Here is a 24,271-nt window from a genome sequence, read left to right on the forward strand (position 1 = left end):
ATTCTGAATAATCGTTAAATATAGACAAAATGAACGCCATACAACTTTTACAGCTTCCCTTATTTCAGGGAATATCCGAAGCAGCAGCCCGACAGTTGCTTGCCGAAGCTCCCAACAGTGTCCGTCGCTATAAAGAAGGCGACTTCATTGCCCGTCAGGGAGATCCCTGCCGCTCGCTCTATATATTATGTACAGGAAACGTACGTGCACAAATGGAAAATGCGGAAGGGAAACAAGTTACCATCGACCGGATAAGTGCTCCCGAAGTACTCGCTCCAGCCTTTATATTCGCATCGGAGAACCGCTTTCCGGTAAACATAGAGGTGCAGGAAAACTGTGAAGTACTTGTGCTCGACAAGAACTACTTTCTGGAATTCATGCACAGCCAGCCTGTCATCATGAAGAATTTTATCGAAATGATTTCCGACCGCAGCCTTTTTCTAAGTAAAAAATTAAATGAATTCGCCCTGCAAAGCCTGAAGTCGCGTCTGCTGAATTACCTGAAAATCAACGGACGGATAGACAATCAGCAGGAAGTGGCCTTCATTCTGGGAGTAGCACGTCCTTCGCTGGCACGAGCCTTATCGGAGCTGGTAGCCGAAAAGAAAGTCAGCATGAACGGAAAAGAAGCCATCATTACAGAATGACCAGTCGTGCCGCATAACAAAAACTACGGCACGCTGCTTTCCAAACCCATGCAACTGAAAATTACTTTTTGTCAAAATGACATGCTGATTTCTCCATTATCGCAAAATCCGGGGAAGGATCAAGTCGGCTGCTAAAAATCAAATTCTCACCGTTCCTCCGGAATCCAGATAGACAGCCATTCCTTTCGCCAAGAAACATTATTCATAAAACAGAACACAATCGTATCACAGCGAGAAACTTTCTCGCCTGTTTTAATAGCACAATGCCATGAGTAATCCGTTTCATTTAAAAGAAATTCCAGAGGCAAAAACAGGAAATTTTAGCCTGATTCCTGCTTCAACATAAAAGATGCCGAGATTTTAGATAAAACAACGAGACGTTTTATAAAAACCTCGGCATCTTTTTGAGGAAACAACAGGTCATTTTCACTTCCACAAGCTTTAACATAAAGATTATTTTTAACCTTTACAGGGATTTAGACTGCAAAAATCCGAAGCAGATACAGGTTTGTCATTAACATTTCTCTCTATTTACAGGAGGAATTACGGACTTCCATGCCAGACAAATTTGTCGGAATGCCGTAAAATCGTATATTTGCACAGCCAAAAGAAATGCAATGAAGAAAACAGCTTACTTCCTGCTGTTGCTTCTGCTGATAGGAGCATGCGGTTGCCGCAACCGGAAAACATCCTACCCTCCCCTGATCAGACAGGCGGAGTACTGGGCAGAAGCTTGTCCGGACAGTGCCATTACCTGCCTGGACTCGATCGACGCATCCTTGCAGGAACTGACGGAAGAAGAACGGATGTACTGCCACATGCTACGAATCAAAGCCGAAGACAAACTCTATATTCCGCACACCTCCGATTCGCTGATAAACCGCATAGTACGCTTCTACGAGCAGCAAGGAGATGACCGGAGGCTGGCGGAAGCACTTTACTACAAGGCAGGAGTGTACCGCGATTGCAACGAACCATCAAGGGCAATACGTACATACCTGAGTGCAGCCGAGGTGGGCTGCAACTACGATACGCTGAACGGTCGCATCTACGGACAACTGGCGGCCCTGTATGCTTATCAAAAAGCATACCACGAAAGCATGAAAGCCTTACGGCAGGCATTGGTATATAACATAAAATGCGATGGTTATCTGGGAATTGCCTACAGCTGGAGAGATATGGCACGAATATTCGACCGGCAGTACAGTCCGGACAGCGCAGAAGTGTATTACAGCAAGGCATATAACCTGATGAAAGAAAAAGGATTCACCAGACCGGCATACGGTGTACTGAGCGAATGGGCCGACTTCAAATATGGAAACGGCAGAACAGAGCAGGCAAAAGACATGGCATACGAAGTGCTGGCACACCGTTTCAGTTCATTGTCAGCACTTACACTTGCCAAATCTTACCAGGCTGAAAACCATCCGGATTCTGCCGAAGCATATTGTCGCAAAGCATTACAGGGAACCGACATTTATCATCACCGCACAGCCTATGGCATATTGAAGGAAATAGCACTCTCACAAGGCAAACAGGAAGATGCACACCGTTACGCCCGCTGCTATCGGGAGGTGTCCGACTCCATCAGCAGAATGACACGTACAGAAGCGACAGTACGCATCAATCACGAGGCTGAAAAACTTGATCTGCTCTCGCACATGAAAAGGCTACGGTATATACTGGCGCTGGCACTAATTATGCTGGTGGCAGGAATGATTTATATGGGCAGGAATACCCGTGCCCACCGCAAAGGGGCACAGAAGGATGAGGCACATATACTAACAAAGAATCAGCATGAGGAAAGCCTAACATTCTCGACTGCCAGAGAATCTTTTGCTGCATTCCTCACCGTAACACGTAGTTCAGAACTGACTGATGAATACTGGCAACAGCTGACAGAGACCATAAACAAGGCTTATCCAGACTTTATATCCAGACTGTATCAGTACTACCCGAAACTCTCCTCGCACGAATTCCGTGTCTGCTGCCTGACAAAGATAGGCATGTCACGCACGCAGATGGCAGAACTGCTGAGCCACTCGGTTTCATCCATCAGCAATACCCTGAGCCGATTGTACACAAAGATAACCGGAGAAAAAGGCAGCGTGCAAAAAATGACCGAGTTCTTATATAAATTGGTATAGTTTATCTATTTCAACACTCAAGCATAGCCATTTTATCCAACTGAATATTAGCCATTTGTAAAATGTGAACAAATTGTGAACATTGTTTTTTCGGCAAAAAGCACTTTTCCCATACATTTGATTCTACAAATTCGTTCATTCACAAAACGACAAAACATATCCTGATACTGCAAGTTATACTTTGTAAAACCTTATTTAGAGTATTGAAAAAATTTAATTACTTATGAAATTTATAGTAGGACTTCTATTTTTCAGCAGTAGTTTGCTAACTGTTTCTCTTCAAGCACAGTCTATACTGAAAGGTATTGTAAAATCAGAAACTGGAACTGCTGTTCCTTATGCATCAATTCAATTATTACAACCGGATTCTACTTTTGTACAAGGAACAGCAACCGATAGTACCGGTAACTATAAAATGACAGTACGGAAAGGAGAATATTTGATGTCTGTCAGTTCAATCGGCTATCTTACCAAGACAATTCCTGTAATTAGCAATGGTGAGAATGACAGGACATTACCAGTCATTACCTTACAGACTAACAATATAATGCTAAACAATGTAGAAATTAAAGGAAGTTCATTCATCCGTAAAGACGACCGAATACTGATAATTCCCGACAAGCAGCAGTTGAAACACTCACATACAGGATACGATTTGCTCTATAATCTGATGATTCCGGGCATGGATGTCGACCGCCGGAAAGGAACAGTATCAGCCATGGGCGGAAACGCCACTTTATATATAGACGGACGCGAAGCAGACTATCGGGAAATAAAGAATCTACGCCCGAAAGATATTGAAAGGATAGAATACATGGATATGCCCACCGGAGAATATGCCGGAGATAAAACTTCCGTGAATTTTATTACTAGGAAACGAATAAGCGGAGGTTATGTGTCGGCAGATGCGGACCAGACAATCGGTTATCTGAAAGGAGATTATAACTTGGGAGTCAAGCTGTATAGTGGTAATACTTCATATACGTTGTTTGGCGGACATTCTATGCAAGAATATGAGAATGAGGGAGGCATAAATACAGAAACCTATTATTTCCCGGAACATAGTATTGTAAAACAAGGCAATACGGACTTAGACCGCAAGAAGAACAATAGACAATATGCACAGTTGAGTATATTGAACCAGACCGACAAACGAAAACTGATGGCCAAGATAGCGTTGGTACGCAGTGAGGAGCCGGGCAGTGAACAGGAAAGCAGCCTGACCTATTCGGAGCTATACCCCAGCTCATCCTCCCATAGCAGGATGGAACAGCGCTCGCTGAAACCGTCGTTAAACCTATATGGAGAATTCCGTTTCAATAAGAATCAGAAATTGCAGTGTACGCTGAATGGAGATTACACCGATAACAGTTATGATCGCTCGTATCTGGAAAACAAGTTTATTTCACATAGTAATGTGCAGGAAGAAATGTACACGCTTTCTCCTTCGGTGAAATATTATGCCAAGTTTAAACACGGTAACTCTCTGACAGCTCAAGTTCGTCATATACATCGTATCAGTTCGACTACCTATAAAGGTGATTCTCCTTCCTGGCAACATCTGTGGTCGGGTGAAACCTTATTGTTTCTTAATTATAATCACAAGTTGAGCAAGAAACTCACGTTAGATGCACAAGCGGGTATGTCTTCCTTACAGTATCGTCTGCATGGTCAAGACAAAATCAGCCGGATCAGCCCGCGAGGTTCTGTAGCCTTGATGTACAGCATCAGCAAGAAGCAGTTCCTTGGCGGAGGAATGGCAGTAGGTAATGCCTATCCCGAAATCAATACCATCAACACGGCTGAGCAGACAGTGGATATGCTTCATGTGAAACGTGGTAATCCATATTTGCCTAAGATTTCCATGTATTCGGCATCAGCCAACTATAGCGTACAGTTCGGGCGCTTTAACTTGTTTGGAATCTTCATGTATGATACGGAGATAAACACCACCCTGCCTGCTTTCTTTATTGAAGGGGATAAAGTGGTGGAAACATTCAGAGGTGACGGAGATTATCATTCGTTCCGTGGTGGATTGGATCTTTCGTACAAGGTGACTGATGCGTTACGTTTGAAAATTAGCGGACGCTGGCAGCGTGGATTGATAACAGGAACAGAAAAAGAACATGAAAACAGTGTGTACGGTAAACTGGACATCAATTACTTCTGGAAAGATTTTGCACTGAACATCTACGGACAAATGAAAAGCAAGGAGTTGAGTATGAGTGGTATTTACAGCGAACAGGACGGCTGTTATGGGCTGTCATTGAGTTGGAATCACGGCAACTGGTCACTGGAAGGAGGTACGAATAATCCGTTTATCGACAACAGCAAGACACGAAATTATCTGACTTCGGAGGTATATAGTTTCGACCGTTACCAATATTACCGATATAATCAGCAAAGCGGATACGTAAAGGTAGCCTATACATTCGAATTCGGAAAGAAAACTTCCCGTGACAGAAATGATGTTGATTATAATATCAATAGCGCAATATTGAAAGTGGAATAATAGAAATAGGCAGCAACACAAGTAAGCTGCACGACTTCTACGGACTTCCATGCCAGACAAATTTGTCGGAATACCGTAAAATCGTATATTTGCACAGCGTAAAGAAATGCAATGAAGAAAACAGCTTACTTCCTGCTGTTGCTTCTGCTGATAGGAGCATGCGGTTGCCGCAACCGGAAAACATCCTACCCTCCCCTGATCAGACAGGCGGAGTACTGGGCAGAAGCTTGTCCGGACAGTGCCATTGCCTGTCTGGACTCGATCGACGCATCCTTGCAGGAACTGACGGAAGAAGAACGGATGTACTGCCACATGCTACGAATCAAAGCCGAAGACAAACTCTATATTCCGCACACCTCCGATTCGCTGATAAACCGCATAGTACGCTTCTACGAGCAGCAAGGAGATGACCGGAGGCTGGCGGAAGCGCTTTACTACAAGGCAGGAGTGTACCGCGACTGCAACGAACCATCAAGGGCAATACGTACATACCTGAGTGCAGCCGAGGTGGGCTGCAACCACGATACGCTGAACGGTCGCATCTACGGACAACTGGCGGCCCTGTATGCTTATCAAAAAGCATACCACGAAAGCATGAAAGCTTTACGGCAGGCATTGGTATATAACATAAAATGCGATGGTTATCTGGGAATTGCCTACAGCTGGAGAGATATGGCACGAATATTCGACCGGCAGTACAGTCCGGACAGCGCAGAAGTGTATTACAGCAAGGCATACAACCTGATGAAAGAAAAAGGATTCACCAGACCGGCATATGGTGTACTGAGCGAATGGGCCGACTTCAAATATGGAAACGGCAGAACAGAGCAGGCAAAAGACATGGCATACGAAGTGCTGAAACACCGTTTCAGTTCATTGTCAGCACTTACGCTTGCCAAATCTTATCAGGCTGAAAACCGTCCGGACTCTGCCGAAGCATATTGTCGCAAAGCATTACAGGGAACCGACATTTACCATCACCGCACAGCCTATGGCATATTGAAGGAAATAGCACTCTCACAAGGCAAACAGCAAGATGCACACCGTTACGCCCGCTGCTATCGGGAGGTGTCCGACTCCATCAGCAGAATGACACGTACAGAAGCGACAGTACGCATCAATCACGAGGCAGAAAAACTTGATCTGCTCTCGCACATGAAAAGGCTACGGTATATACTGGCGCTGGCACTAATTCTGCTGGTGGCAGGTATGATTTATATGGGCAGGAATATCCGTGCCCGCCGCAAAGAGCCACAAAAGGATGAGGCACATATAATAACCGAAAATCAGCATGAGGAGGAAAACCTAACACCCTCCACTGCCAGACAATCTTTTGCTGCATTCCTCTCCGTAACACGCAGTTCAGAACTGACTGATGAATACTGGCAACAGCTGACGGAGGCCATAAACAAGGCTTATCCTGACTTTACATCCACACTGTATCAGTACTACCCGAAACTCTCCTCGCACGAACTCCGTGTCTGCTGCCTGACAAAGATAGGCATGTCACGCACGCAGATGGCAGAACTGCTGAGCCACTCGGTTTCATCCATCAGCAATACCCTGAGCCGGTTGTACACAAAGATAACCGGAGAAAAAGGCAGCGTGCAAAAAATGACCGAGTTCTTATATAAACTGGTATAATTTCTCCATTTCAACACTCAAGCATAGCTATTTTATTCTACTGAATATCAATAATTTGCAAAATGTGAACAAATTGTGAACATTGTTTTTTCGGCAAAAAGTACTTTTCCCATACATTTGATTCTACAAATTTGTTCTTCTCCAAACGAAAGAGCATATCCTGATACTGCAAGTTAACCAAACGATTATTCAACATAACACATTTCTTATGAATAAAACCGGATTATTAATAATGTCATTGGCATTATTGGGCAACTCTATGCAAGCGCAGAATAAATTATACGGGACAGTAGAAAACAACGGAAAGCCATTGCCCTATGTAACAGTCCGCCTGCTAGAAACTGATTCAACTTTTGTTTCAGGAGTTACCACAGATACATTGGGGAAATATGTCTTCAGCAATATAGAGAAAGGAAACTATTTAGTAGCTCTCAGCTCAATCGGCTATAAGCCAGCGTTCATCCAGATAAAAATGTCTGATAAAAATTTAGAAGTTCCTCTTGTCACACTGGAAACAGAAAACGTTGTACTCGGAGAAGTCGTAGTAAAAGGTACTACATTCATCCGAAAGAAAGACCATACGTTAATTATTCCAGACAAGCAACAATTGAAGCACGCCTATTCGGGATATGATGTTTTGTATAACCTGATGATACCCGGAGTGGATGTAGATCCTCGCAGCAAGAGTGTTTCTACTTCACGGGGAGCTGTAACACTTTATATCAACGGTGTACAGGCAGACTTACGTGAAGTACAGAACCTGCGCCCCAAAGACATAGAGAAGGTAGAATACTATGATATCCCGAGTGGCATCTACACAGGTGATATTGCGTCTATTAATTACATTACAAAAGAGTATAAGGTGGGCGGTTACGTGACTTTAGATGCAGAACAGAATATAGGCTATACCAAAGGTGATTATAACATCGGAGCAAAAATAGCACATGGCAATACTAACTATACTTTTTTCGGTGGATACAATATGGCAGAGCATGACGGAGTACAAAATCAAAAGAATGAGCTGCTGTTTTTTCCAGACTATCAAGTCAATCGAAATCATATGAATGAAGGCGGCTTATACCACAACAATCAGCAGTACGCCCAATTCAAAGTGAATAACAAGACGGATAAGCGTAATCTGTATGCCCTAGTGTCGTTGACCCATAATGATACTCCGCATAATGACCAAAGCGAACAGTTAAATTATACCGGCTATGAAAATAAAAATGTAAGTTCATCGGAACGGGTAAGTGAAGAGAATCTGAAACCGTCCCTTTGTTTGGACGGAGTATTCTATCCCACAAAGAACCAACGTATACACGTCATGCTGAGAGGAAACTATGACCACAACACCTATCAGCGGAATTACTTGGAGGACGAACAGCGTCTGTTTACTAAAGCAGATGAAGACTTATACTCATTCAGAGCAATGGGTGTATATGGCATCAACTTAAAACATAATTCGTTTGGCGCAAGTTTTCTGCACGACCATCAGATTACTTCTTCCGCCTATACCGGAGATAATGAATCCTGGCAACACCTGTGGAAAGGCGAAACTCTATTTTATTTAAATTATACACAATATCTTTTTGACAAACTGACCATTACATTGTCACCCGGTGCATCACTGCTAAATTATAAGTTGCACGGACAGGACTTGCAAAAATATTGGACATTCCGCACTAACTCATGGATTCGTTACCTGATTAATGCCAAGCACCAGTTAGTAGGCGGTTTCGCCATGGGAAACTATCAGCCGGATATCAGCTATATTAATACAATGGATCAAAATATAGATTTTCTACAAATAAAACGAGGAAATCCTAATCTGAATAACCCGATCATACAAGAGCTTTTCTTCACTTATGATGCACAAGTGAAACCCTTTAATCTCCAGTTCAACTTCAACTATACGATTCTGAAAAATAATATTTGTGGGGATTATTATATTGAAAATAACAAACTTGTAAACAGCTACCGTTCAGATACTGACTATAAGAAATGGAAAGCTGAAGTTATATCATCTTGTAAATTGTCAAAGAATTTCCGTACAAACCTGAAGCTCAAATATGAGAAGCTGGACATTGCAAAGATTCCTATCTCGGAAGATAACTTTATGGCTACGCTTGATGTGAATTATTATTTCCATTCGTTTACGTTGAATGCTTACATGAAAACTCCAGAAAGAGGGCTTGACAGCGAATTGTTAGCACTCAAGAAATCACCGTGGAAGTATGGTTTCTCGCTTCGGTTTAACAAAAAGAACTGGCTGGCAGAAGCAGGTACAGATAGTCCATTTACCAAACATTCCCGCTATACGGAATATTCTCCTATCGGTATATATCAGTTCACGCAAGAAAGAACCAGCCGCATCTACCAGCGTACAGGTTACGTGAAACTTGCCTATACTTTCGATTTCGGACGGAAGACTTCGCGCGACAAGAACGATGTAGACCGAAGCATCAACTCGGCTATCATGAAAGTCAACTAAAATCATAGGCTGCTATGGAACACTTCCTGCTGGTATTCTATAGCAGCCTCACCAATTTATTCTCAAACCCTTTTCAATAGCGGACCAGTTTCTTCGGATTCCCGTGCCATGAACAGCCCAGGCAGAATACTTCGCTCACATCGAATCCGTCGAGCGACTCTTCCGGATTTTTAGGTATAACCTCTCCTCCCTCAACAACGTATACCAGACGGCGGTCGCCTGCTTCATTCTTTACATACATGGCAGCAATCTTACACTGCGGACAAAGCATTTTTCTCATTTCTCTATGCTGATTTTTATTAACTTTACAAAAATATAAGATAGAAACAAAAAAAGAATAGTTGTGGTTCTTTTAACAAAAGAAAATTCAGCAAACCGGCATATATTCATATTGAAAAGCTTTATTTTGCAGAAATTATTTTAAGACGCATGAACAATACAACGCTCTATATTAAAAACATGGTGTGCTACCGCTGTATTATGGTGGTAGAAGACTTGCTTGCCAAACTGGGCTTTACACCCTTGCATGTTGAGCTGGGAAAGGCTATCATACAGGAAACTGTCGAAAAAGCCGAACTGGAACATATCCGGCAAACGTTACAGTCTGTGGGATTTGAACTGATAGACGACAAACGCAACAGGCTGATAGAGCAAATCAAGCAGGAAATTATCCGGCTGGTACATAGCCAAAACGGTGAACTTAAAACAACTCTGTCGGACTTTCTTGCCGACAGGCTTCATCACGATTACAGCTCCTTAAGCAAACTGTTTTCGGAAACCAACGGAATCACCATCGAAAAATATTTCATCCTGCAAAAAATAGAACGTGTAAAGGAGCTGCTCGTATACGACGAACTGTCGCTCAACGAAATAGCTACTCTGTTGAACTACTCCAGTGCCGCCCACCTAAGCAACCAGTTCAAGAGCATTACCGGAATTACACCCAGCGAATTTAAAAAGCAGAAAACACATCCCCGCAAAGGGCTGGACCAAATCGTATAAATCATATCCATAATTTTGTAACATACATAAAGGTCTGCCACTGTATCTTTGCATCAGAATCAAAAGAAAAGAACAATGGCAAATCAACAAATAGTAAAACAGACATTTCCCGTACTGGGCATGAGTTGTGCCGCCTGCGCTGCGCGTGTAAGCAAAACACTGAACCGTCAGGAAGGAATGCATTCGGCCAACGTGAATCTGGCGGCAGCTATTGCCACCGTAGAATATGATCCGTCGCTCTGCTCGCCCGAAACAATGAAGCAGGCTGTACAAAAAGCAGGATTCGACTTGCTGATTGATACGACTAAAGAAGCTGAAAAAGAAGCTGAAGACGCACACGACGCTCACTACAAGCAACTGAAATTCCGTACAACATGGGCTATTATCCTGTCGCTCCCTGTCGCCATTATCGGCATGTTTTTCATGGATATGCCATACGCCAACTATATCATGTGGATATTATCGACTCCGGTGGTGTTCTGGCTGGGAAGCGGCTTCTATGTCAATGCCTGGAAACTGCTGAAACATCGTTCGGCCAACATGGATACGCTGGTGGCAAACAGCACCGGAATTGCTTACCTGTTCAGCTTGTTCAACTTGTTTTTCCCCGATTTCTGGCTGTCAAGGGGAGTGACTCCGCATGTGTACTTTGAAGCAGCCAGCGTGATTATCGCCTTCATCCTGCTGGGACGCACACTGGAAGAACGTGCCAAAGGCAATACATCGGCTGCTATCAAGAAACTGATGGGACTACAGCCTCATACGGTTATCCTCGACGACGGAACCGGCGAACGGGAAGTGAGTATTGATCAGATTGTTCCAAGCAACATGATTGTCGTGAAACCGGGAGAACGTATCGCTGTAGACGGAACCGTAACGGAAGGCAGTTCTTTCATCGACGAAAGTATGCTGAACGGCGAACCAATTCCTGTCTGTAAGTCGGCAGGAGCAAAAGTATATGCAGGAACCATCAATCAGAAAGGAAGTTTTCGCTTTCGGGCTGAAAAAGTGGGAGCCGATACGATGCTTTCTCACATTATTCATCTGGTACAGGAAGCTCAGGGAAGCAAGGCACCCGTACAGCAACTGGTCGACAAAATTGCAGCCGTATTCGTCCCTGTTATCATGACAATTGCCGTGCTTACTTTCATTGCATGGATCGTGCTGGCGGAGAACGGCTTTACGCACGGACTGCTGGCAGCCGTTACCGTACTGATTATTGCCTGTCCGTGCGCCTTGGGACTGGCTACCCCTACGGCTATTATGGTGGGTATCGGCAAAGGGGCCGAAAACGGTATACTGATCAAGGATGCCGAAAGTCTGGAAATGGCAAAAAAAATAGATACGATTGTGCTCGACAAGACGGGAACCATAACGGAAGGGAAGCCTGTGGTGACAGACATTGTCTGGGAGACAGAGAATGCTGATATGCAACGTGTCTTCTTGGAACTGGAAAAGCATTCCGAACATCCGCTGGCTACAGCTGTGGTACAGGCTTTGTCACGATTGGATTCCGAAAAGGGACAAGACATGTTGCTGACGGGTTTCGAAAGTATCACGGGACAGGGTGTAAAAGCAAGCTGTAACGGCAAGACGTATTACGCCGGAAACCGCAGTATGCTTACCGAAAAGGGAATCGCTATCTCTCCTGTCCTTTCGGCAAAGGCTGAAGCTTTCGCACAGGAAGCCAAGACCGTCATCTGGTTTGCCGACGAACAGCAGGCACTGGCAACCTGCGCCATTGCCGACCGGATAAAGGAAACATCGAAAAAGGCCATCGCCGAGTTACAGCAAAGAGGTATTTCGGTTGTCATGCTGACGGGTGACAATGAGCAGACTGCCCGTCGGATTGCTGCGGAGGCTGGTATCGCCGAATTCCGCGCGGAAGTGTTGCCTCAGCAAAAATCGGAGTATATCAAGCAGCTTCAAGCGGAAGGAAAACATGTAGCCATGGTAGGTGACGGCATCAACGACAGCGCCGCTCTTGCCCAGGCCGACCTGAGTATCGCCATGGGACAAGGAAGCGACATCGCCATGGATGTGGCAAAGATGACTATCATATCGTCCGACCTGACTAAAATAAGTGAGGCTATCCGGCTTTCGGTGCTTACCGTACGTACCATTCGCGAGAACCTATTCTGGGCGTTTATCTATAATTTGATAGGTATTCCCATCGCAGCCGGCATACTTTACCCTTTCACGGGATTCTTGCTGAACCCGATGATTGCCGGTGCAGCCATGGCCTTCAGCTCGGTTTCGGTAGTAACCAACAGCCTGCGACTGCGGATGAAACGAACCAGATAATCCTCTAAATCAATCAATAAAATCAACGCTGACGGCCTGCCTGCTGTCTTTTATGCATGAAACGTTTCGCAAGATATTTCCGCACCGGTTCATCGTATAACTTCAGACACAGGTAGGCTAAAGCTATGTTACCCGCCATCAACAAGGTTGCAACTCCCCATGTTTCTCCGAAAGTGAAATACTGATTCTTTATCAGCCACGCGTAAAACAGGTAATAGAAAGGATAGTGAATGATATAAACGGGGAAAGATATATCGCCCAAGAATTTACATACGGAAGAGGAAACCGTATCGGTGGTAGAACCGGAGGCACCCAACCATACCAGTATCGGGAAAACAATCATAATGCACACCATTTCAAACACGCCGTTGTAACAGATGGGTTCCAGGCCCGGAATAAACGGTACGTAAAACAGGCCTATCAACACCAGTGAACAAATCCAGAATGCGCCACGAACCTTCACGGGTTTAAAATAACGGCATACCAGCATACCAAGACTGAACGGGAAAAGCATGCGCAGCAAGCCTCCGATGAAATTGACAGAGTCGAGTGTCCATCCTACTCCGAGCGAACCGTAGCCCGAATAATCGGTCAGTGTAAAGAAGGCTAAACAAATTCCCATGACGGTCGTCCACACAGCCAATGCTTTGTTGCTGAAACGATGAATAAACAATGCGTACAAGATATTGCCTATATACTCGAAGAAAAGTGACCATGCAGGACCATTCAGCGGAAACATTTCGCCATTTCCGCGTATTTCGTAACTGCAACCCGGCACGGCAGGGATAAAGAACATAGCACACAATAGGGCAATCATCACTGCTGATGTGGCAACATGTGTTCCGTCCCACTGCACGCTGCCCTGTAACAAGAAGGTTATTACTCCCAATACAGCTCCCATTACGACCATGGGATGCAGACGAATCAAACGACGCTTAAAGAAGTTGCCGGAAGACATTGATTTTCCCCAGCGGTCGTCATACGCATAAGCGATAACAAATCCGGACAAGATAAAAAAGAAGTCCACGGCCAAATATGCATGATTAGGAGTTTCGATGATGGGGGCATTAGCCGCAAAAGCATATCCTTCAAAAACATGATACCATAAGACCAAGATAGCAGCTACTCCACGTAAGCCGTCAAACAGGTCGTAATGAGGCTTTGTATCAGAAAAGGCTGCAGATGCTTTCAATTGTTGCATGATTACTATTTTTAATTAGACAAAAATTCGTTTCGGTTAATCACCAAACAAAGTTAACACCTATCAGCCAATAAAAAGTTGTCCTACATCAAAATCGGCTGCTACAGCCCTCTATCGTTCTCATTCGACCGCAACCGGCTCAGCGTCGACAAGGTTATTCCCAAATAAGAAGCAATGTATCCCAAGTTCGTCCGCTGGCAAACGTAGGGGAACTGTTTCTGAAACTCTTCATACCGTTCTTTGGCGGGAAGTGTCAGCCGCTCCTTATGACTCCGGTGCAACCGCCGGTATTCGTTCTGGTGAATGATTCTTCCCCAGTTGCAGAACTCCAGATTGGTTTCAAACAAATGCCTCAAATCGGTCAGCTGTATTCTGTAAACTTCTACGTCTTCCAGTGTTTCGACAAACTCTTCGCTCTTCTTATTATAATACAATTCATCCATGCTGAAGACAATTCCACCTTCGCAGGAAAAGGAGGTCGTAATCTCTTCCCCGTCCACCAGCCAGAACGAACGTGTCATCCCCTTTTCAATGAAATAGGCATACTTGCAAAACATATTTTCTTTTATCAGCTGATACCTTTTGGGATAGTTACATTTTACGACAAGACTTTCCAGCTTCTCTACCGTTTCATCAGATATCGGGCACAAGGCTCGCATACACTCCACAACATGTTTCATAAGACAATCTCGTTTTTCATACCGACAAAGATAACAAAGAAAATATACAACATCAATCAAAACCTGCGACTTGCTTGTATTCTGACGCGAATCTCGCTCAAATAGACCCCGCTGCAAGCTAAATACGGCACGGAATTTACCATTCAACCCCCTCCTTTCGTATCAAACATCAAGTCCTCGATGTCTAAATACGGCACGGAATTTACTATCCCCATCCCAGCAAAAACCCTCTTCTCTGAAAGCGAAACGACCGTAAAAAGATGATACGGTTTCAGAAAATAGTTGTATATTTGAATCGTTATCTAAGTTTTTGATAAGTTTTTAATCCCGACATGCCCGTAAATTCGACCAACCATATAGAGTTACAGTCTTTCGATTTATATCACCGTATTGAACAAATACACCGGCAACCCGCCGCAGCTCTTGAAAATATCCGTGCCAAATATATTCTGCTTTACAAGGTTTTGGAACAAGCCTGTTACGAACTGACGACAGGGGTTACGTTTTCGTTTGCCAACTTGTTTTCGCGTCTGGACTATATTTGCAAGGAAAAACGGATGACTCCTTCCGACAAGTATGCCATACAGACCATGCGCCGCAATTGCAATGCAGCCATGCGCGACGACTTTCATCCGGTGATGGAAGAGTATTTATACGACCTGCGGGCGATTGTCCGCTTCGTATCGCTGGCTTTCGAGGAGGACATTCCGGCTTCGCTGATACCGGAAATTCCTCATTCCAACCGCCCCTACCACGGTACACGACATTCACGCATTCCGTATGTCCGCGCCGCAGTCAGCAGTTGGGACGATACAAAAATATTTGCCGCAACCGACAGTGACGAAGATCCTTTCATCATCATCGACTATGCCAAAGGCGGCTATAACGGCGACTTGCTGTACCTGAAAGAATTGCTGACAGAAAATCTTCAGTTGAATCTGCTGGACGTACGTGTAGACGAGGAGAATCATTACATCCCGAACCTGATAGTGATTCATCCTGATTATCTGATAGATATCAGTTCGCTGGCTGCCTGCTTCCGCGAATACGGGCATCATCCGCTGAACTTCTTCATGAATAAGGTAAAGCCTAAGGCTAATACGGCTCCGATCCTGATGGGTAACCTGGCAAGCCAGTTCCTCGATGATTACATCAACGAGCGGGACGACAAACCTGTAACTTATAAAGATACGATCAAGAAGTTCTTCGCTTCATCGGCACTGGAGTTCTGTACCTGCCCCATCCCTGCCAACTTTCACGAACAGGCGCAGGCGCAGATGATAAATATCCGGTCGTTTGTGCACGATATCTTACCGCATAACATTCAGGCTTTCGACAAGCACAATACCTTGCTCGAGGCTTCTTTCATCTGCGAACAACTTGGTTTGCAGGGACGTGTGGATATGCTTCAAAAGGATTTCAAGGTGCTTGTGGAACAGAAATCCGGGAAGAGGGATGAATACAACCACCGTCACAAGGAGGATCATTTCATCCAGATGATGCTTTATCAGGGGGTACTGATGTATAACTTCGGACGTAAGACGGAGGATTTGCAGACGTTCTTGCTTTATTCCAAATATACCGACGGTCTGATGATCGAGCACTTTGCCGAAACCTTGTTCCGTGAAAGTATCCGTCTGCGCAACCAGATTGTAGCACATGAGATTGCTTTCGGCGAAGGAGCCATCGCTCCCGTTACGGAAGAGCTGAATACCGACTTGCTGAACGAACTGCAAGTACACAGCAAATTGTGGAACGACTATCAGGAGCCGCAGTTGCAGGAAACCATCAATACGCTGAAACGTTGCACCCCATTGGAGCGGGCTTATTTTCAGCGTTTCTTTACGTTTGTTTCGAAGGAGCAGATTTTAAGCAAGACAGGCGGAAGAAACGATCCGTCCAACGGTTTTGCCGGACTCTGGCATACGCCTCTTGCCGAAAAGATAGAGTCGGGAAACATCCTGCTCGGGCTGACCATTACCGAAAAGCGCCAAAGCGCTCCGGGAAAAGGTTACGACATCATCGACTTGAACATTCCCGAACAGGGAGAGGATTTCCTGCCTAATTTCCGGACGGGCGATATCATTATCTTCTATGCCTATCGGGGAGAGCCGGATGTACGCCGGCAGATTCTGATGAAAGGGAATATTGTAGACATTCAGCCTCGGCAACTGACTGTACTTTTACGCAACGGTCAGCAGAATAAAGATATTATAGGTAAGGAGGATGAAGTCTTTGCCATAGAACATGATTCCTCGGATGCTTCGTCGGTGAATGCGATACGTGGACTCTATGCTTTCCTGTCTGCCCGTGCCGACCGCAAGGAGCTGCTGCTGGGACTGCGTACGCCTCAACAGCATCCGGAGCGTAGTCTGAATGGTTCGTACAAAGGTTTCGACGAACTGATCCTGAAAGAGAAGCAGACCGATGACTACTTTTTGCTGGTAGGCCCTCCGGGAACAGGAAAAACTTCGTGTGCTTTGCGCTACATGGTAGAGGAAGCATTAACCGATCCGGATGCCTCTCTCCTGCTGTTGTCGTATACCAATCGTGCGGTAGACGAAATCTGCAACATGCTGGTCGGTTCGGGAATCGCAGAAAAGACTCCTTTTATCCGCATAGGAAATGAGTTGTCGTGCGACAAGCGTTTTGTTCCTTATCTCTTAAAGTACAGCCTTGCTGACTGCCCGAAGCTGACGGATATTCAGAAGAAAATCTCGCAGACACGCATCTTTGTGGGTACGACCACTGCCATAAACAGTCGGTTGCATTTATTCAACCTGAAACACTTCACACTGGCTATCATCGATGAGGCGTCGCAGATACTGGAACCGGACTTGATTGGCATCTTGTCGGCACGCCACAACCGTGACAATGCCATCGACAAATTTATATTGATCGGCGACTACAAGCAGTTGCCTGCCATTGCTCAGCAAAATGAAGAAGAAGCCCGAATAGACGATCCGTTGTTACAGTCCATCGGACTGACCGACTGCCGTAACTCTCTTTTCGAGCGGCTATACAAACAAAGTGATGAGGCCTTCCGCAGCGTTCTGCACAAGCAAGGTCGCATGCATCCTGCCATATCGGAGTTTCCGAACAATACGTTTTATTATCGTGAGCAACTGGAACCTATTCCTCTGGCTCATCAGGAAGAAAGCCTGCCCTATCCGTCGGCACCTGCCCCTCAGGACAACCTGGACAGACTGATACAAACCCGGCGCATGGTGTTTATTCCTTCGGAAACGCCGGACAACATTGTTTACTCGGAAAAGACGAATATCAACGAGGCACGTATCGTCGCAACCCTCCTGACTCGTATCTACCGGATGACATCGGAAACATTTGATGCCAACAAAACGGTAGGCGTTATCGTTCCTTATCGCAATCAGATAGCCATGATACGCAGAGAAATCGCTCAAACCAACATTCCCGAGTTAAATAATATTTCAATCGACACCGTAGAACGCTATCAGGGAAGTCAGCGCGATGTGATTATTTACTCGTTTACCATCCAGAATTTCAGTCAGTTGAATTTCCTGACAAGCAATACTTTCCGGGAAGGAGAATACTTAATAGACCGTAAACTGAACGTAGCAATCACCCGTGCCAGAAAGCAATTGTTCCTGACCGGCAACCCGCAGATACTGGGAGCGAACATCACGTTTTACAAACTGATGGAATACATCCGTATGAACAACGGATACATCGATGTGGGTACCGAAGCTTTTTGTCGAGGAGATTTCGAATTGCCTGAATGTATCAGCGGCTGGGATGTGCAGTCGGATAGTTATCTGCTTCCGGAATCTTTCCGCAATGCGTTTCAGAAGATCGTGACAGTCGATGATGAAGTTCTGAACGATGAAGCTCGCAATCGGGAACTGACCGCTTACGGGAGGTACGACTTTTCCTCTCCGGATACTGAAATTCCAGCAAGCGAACGTCTGCAACTATACAACTATTATTATATGCGGCGGGCCTATTGTGCAGCTCGGGCATTGTATGAAACCAATGGCAACTGGCTGTTCAACGCTATCCGAAATGTATCGGGGCGTGTCGTTTTCTGCGATCTGAGTTATGAAAGCGGAGCTTCGGGACTGGCTTTCGTCGATGCCTGCCGTCGCCTTCCTCATTTAGACCTGACTTACTTAGGCATTTATCCCATAGAGGAAATGGATAAGGTAGCCCAACTTTTCTTTGAACAGGAAGCATACCGTTCGGTTATGTGCAGCTTCTATCCGAGAATCGGTGCCGTACCTTCCACTTTCTGGTCGACACACAGTGTACTGTCGGAACTGATTATATTCAATCTGTCCAGTCTGTTCGACCGTATTTCTCCTCGCGAGGCACGGGATCTGGCCTTACAGATTAACCAGTTGGTGCATGCCCGTCCGCTGAACCACTATGCAACTCTGTTCCGTGATGACGCAGGTGAACGTATGAACAATCATTCCTACAAGACATTCTGTGCACACCTCACGCAGGCAATCCGCCCGCTGAATGAACAAATGCCTTTTGCCGACCGGTTTTTCTATAGCCGTGAAGCCGAACATGTACCTGTATCTGAAACCTTCATGTACGAAATACGTAGTAACAAATAACTCCAAAACCTCAACTGCCATATGAATCCATCAACAACAAAACGTGCAATTATCATGGGAGCTACTTCTGGAATAGGCTACGAAGTGGCTAAATTATTAATAGCCGAAGGCTGGTACCTCGGGATTGCAGGCCGGCGTCTGGAAAAGTTACAGGCCTTTCAGCGGCAAGCCCCTGAAAGAATTCAGATCCGCCCCATTGATATTCGTAAAGAGGGAGCCGAAAAAGAGTTGGATGCGCTGATAGACGAAGTAGGAGGAATGGATTTGTATGTACACTGTTCCGGTATCGGCTTCCAGAATTTTGAGTTGGCTCCCGACATTGAGCTGAACACCTTGGAAACGAACGGAACAGGATTTACCCGCATGGTAGGACATGCTTTCCGCTTTTTCCTTCAACAAGGTAAGGGACATATAGCAGTTATCAGTTCCATTGCGGGAACGAAAGGACTGGGCATCGCTCCTGCTTATTCGGCAACCAAACGCTTTCAGAACCTATATATCGACGCACTGGAACAGCTTGCCCACATGCACCGCTCCCCTATCTGCTTCACAGATATACGTCCCGGCTTCGTTGCTACCGGACTACTCAACGACGGAAAACATTATCCCATGCTGATGAAACCGGAAAATGTAGCACGACACATCGTACGTGCCATCCATCGCAAGCAGCGCATTGCCATTATCGACTGGAGATACAGAGTGATGGTCTTTTTCTGGAAGCTCATTCCTGCCGGAATATGGAAACGAATGCGGGTTAAGAATTAAGCCTCTTTTGCTACAATAAGACGCAAACGACGGTATACATAAATAAATGCCGGAATCAGGAACAAGTTAGCGAAAAGCCATGCAGTAGGATCACCCATACAAACGCCGACGAATCCCCACATCGGAACAATGATCAGACTGACTAATATACGGGCAATCATTTCCGAAACTCCGGAGAACATGGCAAGTTTGGTATATCCCGCTCCCTGAATGGTGTAACGCAAAATACTAAGCATTCCCAATAAAGGGAAGAACGATACATTGATATGCAAGAACAAGGCTGTATCTGAGATAATTTCTGTTTCGTCGGGCGCAATAAACAACAGGGCAAACTTGTCGGCAAAGGCCCACATGATAGCAGCAACTACAGCCACATAAATGATCATCATCAGCGAAGCCGACTTGATGCCTTGCCAGATACGGTCTGGTTTCCCGGCACCATAGTTCTGACCGCTATAGGTTGCCATCGCCATTCCCAAGCTATCGAGGGCACACATCACGAACATCTTGATACGCATCGCCGCGGTGAAAGCTGCGACACATGCTGTACCCAGTGCGTTATTTGCACTCTGAAGCATGATACTACCGATAGCCGTTATGGAAAATTGAAGTCCCATCGGAACTCCGATATACATTAATTGTCGGGCAAGTTCCGGACGGAAACGACGATCGGAGGCCTCTGTTTTCAGAATATCAAACTTACGATACATGTAGAAATAGCATAGTACAGCCGATACTCCTTGAGAAAAGACAGTAGCCACGGCAGCGCCTGTTACTCCCCACCCCATAACCAATATGCAGAACAAGTCGAGGATAATATTCAATATGGTAGAGAAAAGCAAGAACCAGAAAGGTGTCTTACTATCTCCCAATGCACGGATGATACTGGAAAGCAGGTTATAAAAAAAGGTACACGGCACTCCGATAAAAGTAACCAGCAGATAATTGTAGGCTCCCTGAAAGATGTTCTCCGGAGTCTGCATGGTGCGAAGAATAAAAGCACACAATAAACTGGTCAATATGGCTATGACCACCGACATGACTCCGGCTATCTTCAAGCTGACGGAAACGTAACGCCGCATCGTCACATAATCGTGTGCCCCGAATTTCTGCGCTACCGGAATGGCAAATCCGCCACAACATCCGTTGCAGAAGCCTAAAATGAGAAAGACAACCGAAGTGCTTGCTCCTACGGACGCTAAAGCATTAATTCCAAGGAACTTTCCAACAATGGCAGCATCGACCAATGAATAAGTCTGCTGCAACAAGTTTCCCAACAATAAGGGTAAGGTAAAGTTGAAAATCAGCGGCAATGAAGGCCCCGCTGTCATCTCTCTCAATTGTGCCATATCTGTGTCTGTTTCTGAAATCGAATACAAAATTACGGAAACCCGCGCTTGATTGTGCTTTCAAATGAATATTTTTCTCATTTCAGGCCTCAAAATCTTGCGATAAATCAAGAGTTATCTCAATGTCCTTCCCTTGTCGCGTAAATAGATCAGGTGCTTGGGAGTTCCTACTACTTGTGATGTATAAATACCTGTATGTCCAGAAAATAAATAAGCTACTACGCAGGCTATTCCCAAATAAATGCCCGGTTCTATACCAAAAAGCTCAATGCCCATAAATGTACAAGCTATAGGGGTATTGGTTGCTCCGGCAAAAACGGCTACGAATCCCAAGCCTGCCAGTAAGCTCATTGGCAACGGAACTATGAATGATAACGCACTACCTAAGGTAGCTCCGACAAAGAACAGAGGAGTTACCTCTCCACCTTTAAAACCGACTCCAATGGTAAAAGTTGTAAAAAGCAGTTTCAGCAAAAAGTCGTACCACATCTGTTGCTCCGAAAAAGAAGCAACGATAGTCGGGACACCCAAGCCAATGTATTTAGTAGTGCCCAATGCCCAAACAGCCAAAGCTATGATTACTCCTCCTGCAACCGGGCGCAAAGGCGGATAGGAAATATACTTTTTAGCCAGTCCGCCCCAAAAGCCGATAGAACGAGAGAAAATCATCGCAACAATTCCGAATAATATACCCGAAAGAGCAACCCATAAAATACTGGCAACTCCCAGTGCCGGTACTACAGGTGCCGGATAAAGTGTATGCTCCACTCCCCACGCATGACAGGCCAACTGAGCAAAAGCAGCCGAAAGGAAAACCGGAAGAATCGCTTCATACCGCATTCGACCAACGACAATCACCTCCAAACCAAACACAGCTCCCGCCAAAGGAGTTCCGAATACAGAAGCAAAACCTGCACTGATACCGATTGCTACCATCACCTGATGGTCACGCTTAGGCAGACGGAACAGCTTGGAAAAACGATCGGCTATCGCTCCTCCCATCTGTACACCGGTTCCTTCACGTCCGGCAGAACCACCAAAAAGATGAGTCAACACCGTTCCGATATATACGAGAGGTGCCATACGGAAAGGAATAATATCGTGGGGAGAACGGATTTCCTCTATCAGAAAGTTATTCCCCCGTGCTGCTGTTCCCGCCAGATAATGATACATCAGTCCGATCAACAAGCCAGCTACGGGAAGCAAAGCGATAATCCATAAATGATGTTCACGATACTGAGTAGCCCACTCCAGAGAAACCAGCAAAAGTGCAGAAGCCGAACCTATGCAGGCTCCAGACACAGCTGAAAGAAAAAGCCATTTAATTAAATAAGGAAATAATGGAAATTGTTCCTGTCTCGTCACAAAGTTTTGTTTCTTTAAAATTTTCATCTCTTGTCTTTTTCAAATTTTTCTTATACCATAAATATATTTTCTCAAAAAATGAAAGCCGGAACTCTTTTCGGACAAGCAGATGAGGACATAATTACCCTGCCAGCCTTACAAAAGACTAACTCCGGCAGGAACTATCAGCTATTCTATTAGCGGTTTATAACAGGGAAGTCCCATTCCCCCGATTTCAGAAATCTGTCTGAATCTTCCAACAAATACCAGCCCGACTTAGGAAATCGGCCGCAAAGGTATAATAAAATCCAGAAATAAAAAAACTGTTTCTCGACTCACGTCGAGAAACAGTCACAACACAAACACAAAATAAAACACGACAAAACTACTATGCATAAACGCCCCGTCCCCTATAAGGGAACAGACAATACTTGTACATATTCACATACATCCAAGTACCTTAAGCGTCTGCATCAATAAAACATTTCTTCAAACGTTTTGGTTTTATATATTAACGTTTTTTATCAAAACAAATTTTAGCCACTTATTGTACTCCTCTTTCACGAAGTTTTAACTGCCAGTTCCAAGCTGAACGCAATGTTTCTTCTATTGAAGTTTCTGCTTTCCAGCCCAGCTCGTTATTTGCATAAGTAGGATCTGCCCATACTTTTTCAATATCACCGGCACGACGACCTGCAATCTGATAATTCAATTTAACACCTGTAGCAGCCTCAAATGCATGAATCAGTTCCAAAACGGAAACGCCTCTACCGGTACCGATATTGAATACTTCCACTTTATCCTTCTGCTTATTCTGCAGAATACGGTTCATAGCAATGACATGTGCCTTGGCCAAATCTACCACATAAATGTAGTCGCGAATACAAGAACCATCAGGAGTATTGTAATCATCACCAAAAACACTCAGTTTTTCACGAATACCAATAGCCGTCTGAGTCAGATACGGAATAAGGTTCTGCGGAACACCATTTGGCAATTCACCGATAAGAGCACTTGGATGAGCGCCAATCGGGTTGAAATAACGCAACAGGATAGCATGGATAGGAGAACCGGAAGCTACTGTATCACGAATAATTTCTTCATTAATCTGTTTCGTGTTTCCATAAGGAGACTCTGCTTTCTTAATCGGAGCTTCTTCCGTAACGGGAAGTTTGTCCGGCTGTCCATATACTGTACACGAAGATGAGAAGATAATGCCCGGCACATTGTGTTTAGGCATCAGTTCAAGTATATTGATCAATGAAACCAAGTTATTGCGATAATACAATAAAGGTTTCTGAACAGATTCGCCAACAGCCTTACTTGCTGCAAAATGGATAATACCTTTAATGCCCGGATATTTAGCAAAAACAGCATCCATTCCTGCATAGTCCAAGCAGTCTACCTGCTCGAATTCAGGACGAATACCTGTAATCTTTTCTATGTTATCGACTACGTCGGCACGCGAGTTCGAAAGATTATCTACGATAATTACCTCGTAACCACTATTCTGAAGTTCTACAACTGTATGAGAACCGATATACCCCGTTCCACCTGTAACCAGAATTCTTTCTTTCATATTGC

General features: G+C 44.9%; 15 protein-coding genes and 1 riboswitch. Of the genes, 9 read left to right on the forward strand and 6 right to left on the reverse strand.

Features of this window, described 5'->3' with window-relative positions; genetic code table 11:
* Positions 1-29: 29 nt before the first annotated feature.
* The 5 genes from WKT12_RS07695 (at position 30) to WKT12_RS07715 (ending at position 9,441) form a co-directional block, all read left to right on the forward strand.
* Complete coding sequence (locus tag WKT12_RS07695; protein ID WP_340319319.1) at positions 30-647, forward strand: Crp/Fnr family transcriptional regulator; 618 nt, start codon at positions 30-32, stop codon at positions 645-647.
* 617 nt (positions 648-1,264) lie between these two features.
* Complete coding sequence (locus tag WKT12_RS07700) at positions 1,265-2,794, forward strand: tetratricopeptide repeat protein (protein WP_340319320.1); 1,530 nt, start codon at positions 1,265-1,267, stop codon at positions 2,792-2,794.
* 223 nt (positions 2,795-3,017) lie between these two features.
* A complete protein-coding gene (locus WKT12_RS07705) occupies positions 3,018-5,306 on the forward strand; it encodes a TonB-dependent receptor (RefSeq protein WP_340319321.1) in 2,289 nt (762 codons plus the stop codon).
* A gap of 111 nt (positions 5,307-5,417) precedes the next feature.
* Positions 5,418-6,950, forward strand: coding sequence for a tetratricopeptide repeat protein (locus tag WKT12_RS07710; protein WP_340319322.1), 1,533 nt, complete (start codon positions 5,418-5,420; stop codon positions 6,948-6,950).
* 208 nt (positions 6,951-7,158) lie between these two features.
* Positions 7,159-9,441: a TonB-dependent receptor gene (locus tag WKT12_RS07715; protein ID WP_278410255.1), complete on the forward strand. Its 2,283-nt coding sequence runs from the start codon at positions 7,159-7,161 to the stop codon at positions 9,439-9,441.
* Positions 9,442-9,514: 73 nt separating this feature from the next.
* Here the strand turns inward: WKT12_RS07715 and WKT12_RS07720 are convergent, their stop codons facing one another.
* Complete coding sequence (locus WKT12_RS07720; RefSeq protein WP_007566093.1) at positions 9,515-9,721, reverse strand: hypothetical protein; 207 nt, start codon at positions 9,719-9,721, stop codon at positions 9,515-9,517.
* A 149-nt stretch (positions 9,722-9,870) separates the two neighbouring features.
* Here WKT12_RS07720 and WKT12_RS07725 point away from each other — a divergent pair, with 149 nt between their 5' ends.
* Both WKT12_RS07725 and WKT12_RS07730 read left to right on the forward strand, forming a co-directional pair.
* Entirely contained in the window at positions 9,871-10,443 is a 573-nt protein-coding gene (locus WKT12_RS07725; RefSeq protein WP_340319323.1) for a helix-turn-helix domain-containing protein, read from the forward strand.
* A 75-nt stretch (positions 10,444-10,518) separates the two neighbouring features.
* Positions 10,519-12,747, forward strand: coding sequence for a heavy metal translocating P-type ATPase (locus WKT12_RS07730; protein ID WP_340319324.1), 2,229 nt, complete (start codon positions 10,519-10,521; stop codon positions 12,745-12,747).
* A 22-nt stretch (positions 12,748-12,769) separates the two neighbouring features.
* On the opposite strand, the gene WKT12_RS07735 is transcribed toward WKT12_RS07730, so the two are convergent.
* Complete coding sequence (locus WKT12_RS07735) at positions 12,770-13,948, reverse strand: acyltransferase family protein (protein ID WP_340319325.1); 1,179 nt, start codon at positions 13,946-13,948, stop codon at positions 12,770-12,772.
* Positions 13,949-14,049: 101 nt separating this feature from the next.
* Positions 14,050-14,628 carry a Crp/Fnr family transcriptional regulator gene (locus WKT12_RS07740; RefSeq protein ID WP_337420215.1) on the reverse strand — a complete coding sequence of 193 codons (579 nt, stop codon included), beginning with the start codon at positions 14,626-14,628 and terminating at the stop codon, positions 14,050-14,052.
* A 332-nt stretch (positions 14,629-14,960) separates the two neighbouring features.
* Here WKT12_RS07740 and WKT12_RS07745 point away from each other — a divergent pair, with 332 nt between their 5' ends.
* Positions 14,961-19,229 carry an AAA domain-containing protein gene (locus WKT12_RS07745; RefSeq protein ID WP_340319326.1) on the forward strand — a complete coding sequence of 1,423 codons (4,269 nt, stop codon included), beginning with the start codon at positions 14,961-14,963 and terminating at the stop codon, positions 19,227-19,229.
* Between the two features lie 21 nt (positions 19,230-19,250).
* Positions 19,251-19,994: an SDR family NAD(P)-dependent oxidoreductase gene (locus tag WKT12_RS07750; protein ID WP_340319327.1), complete on the forward strand. Its 744-nt coding sequence runs from the start codon at positions 19,251-19,253 to the stop codon at positions 19,992-19,994.
* On the opposite strand, the gene WKT12_RS07755 is transcribed toward WKT12_RS07750, so the two are convergent.
* From WKT12_RS07755 to galE, 3 genes are all read right to left on the reverse strand, one after another.
* Positions 19,991-21,343 carry an MATE family efflux transporter gene (locus WKT12_RS07755; RefSeq protein ID WP_021970936.1) on the reverse strand — a complete coding sequence of 451 codons (1,353 nt, stop codon included), beginning with the start codon at positions 21,341-21,343 and terminating at the stop codon, positions 19,991-19,993. The two genes, WKT12_RS07750 and WKT12_RS07755, sit on opposite strands and share 4 nt — an antisense overlap.
* Positions 21,344-21,457: 114 nt before the next feature.
* Positions 21,458-22,735 carry a voltage-gated chloride channel family protein gene (locus WKT12_RS07760; protein ID WP_021970935.1) on the reverse strand — a complete coding sequence of 426 codons (1,278 nt, stop codon included), beginning with the start codon at positions 22,733-22,735 and terminating at the stop codon, positions 21,458-21,460.
* A 121-nt stretch (positions 22,736-22,856) separates the two neighbouring features.
* A riboswitch (Fluoride riboswitch) is annotated at positions 22,857-22,925 on the reverse strand.
* 306 nt (positions 22,926-23,231) lie between these two features.
* Entirely contained in the window at positions 23,232-24,266 is a 1,035-nt protein-coding gene (galE, locus tag WKT12_RS07765; RefSeq protein WP_340319328.1) for a UDP-glucose 4-epimerase GalE, read from the reverse strand.
* Positions 24,267-24,271 lie beyond the last annotated feature (5 nt).

Source organism: Phocaeicola sp. HCN-6420 (assembly GCF_037890145.1).
Taxonomy (GTDB): Bacteria; Bacteroidota; Bacteroidia; order Bacteroidales; family Bacteroidaceae; genus Phocaeicola.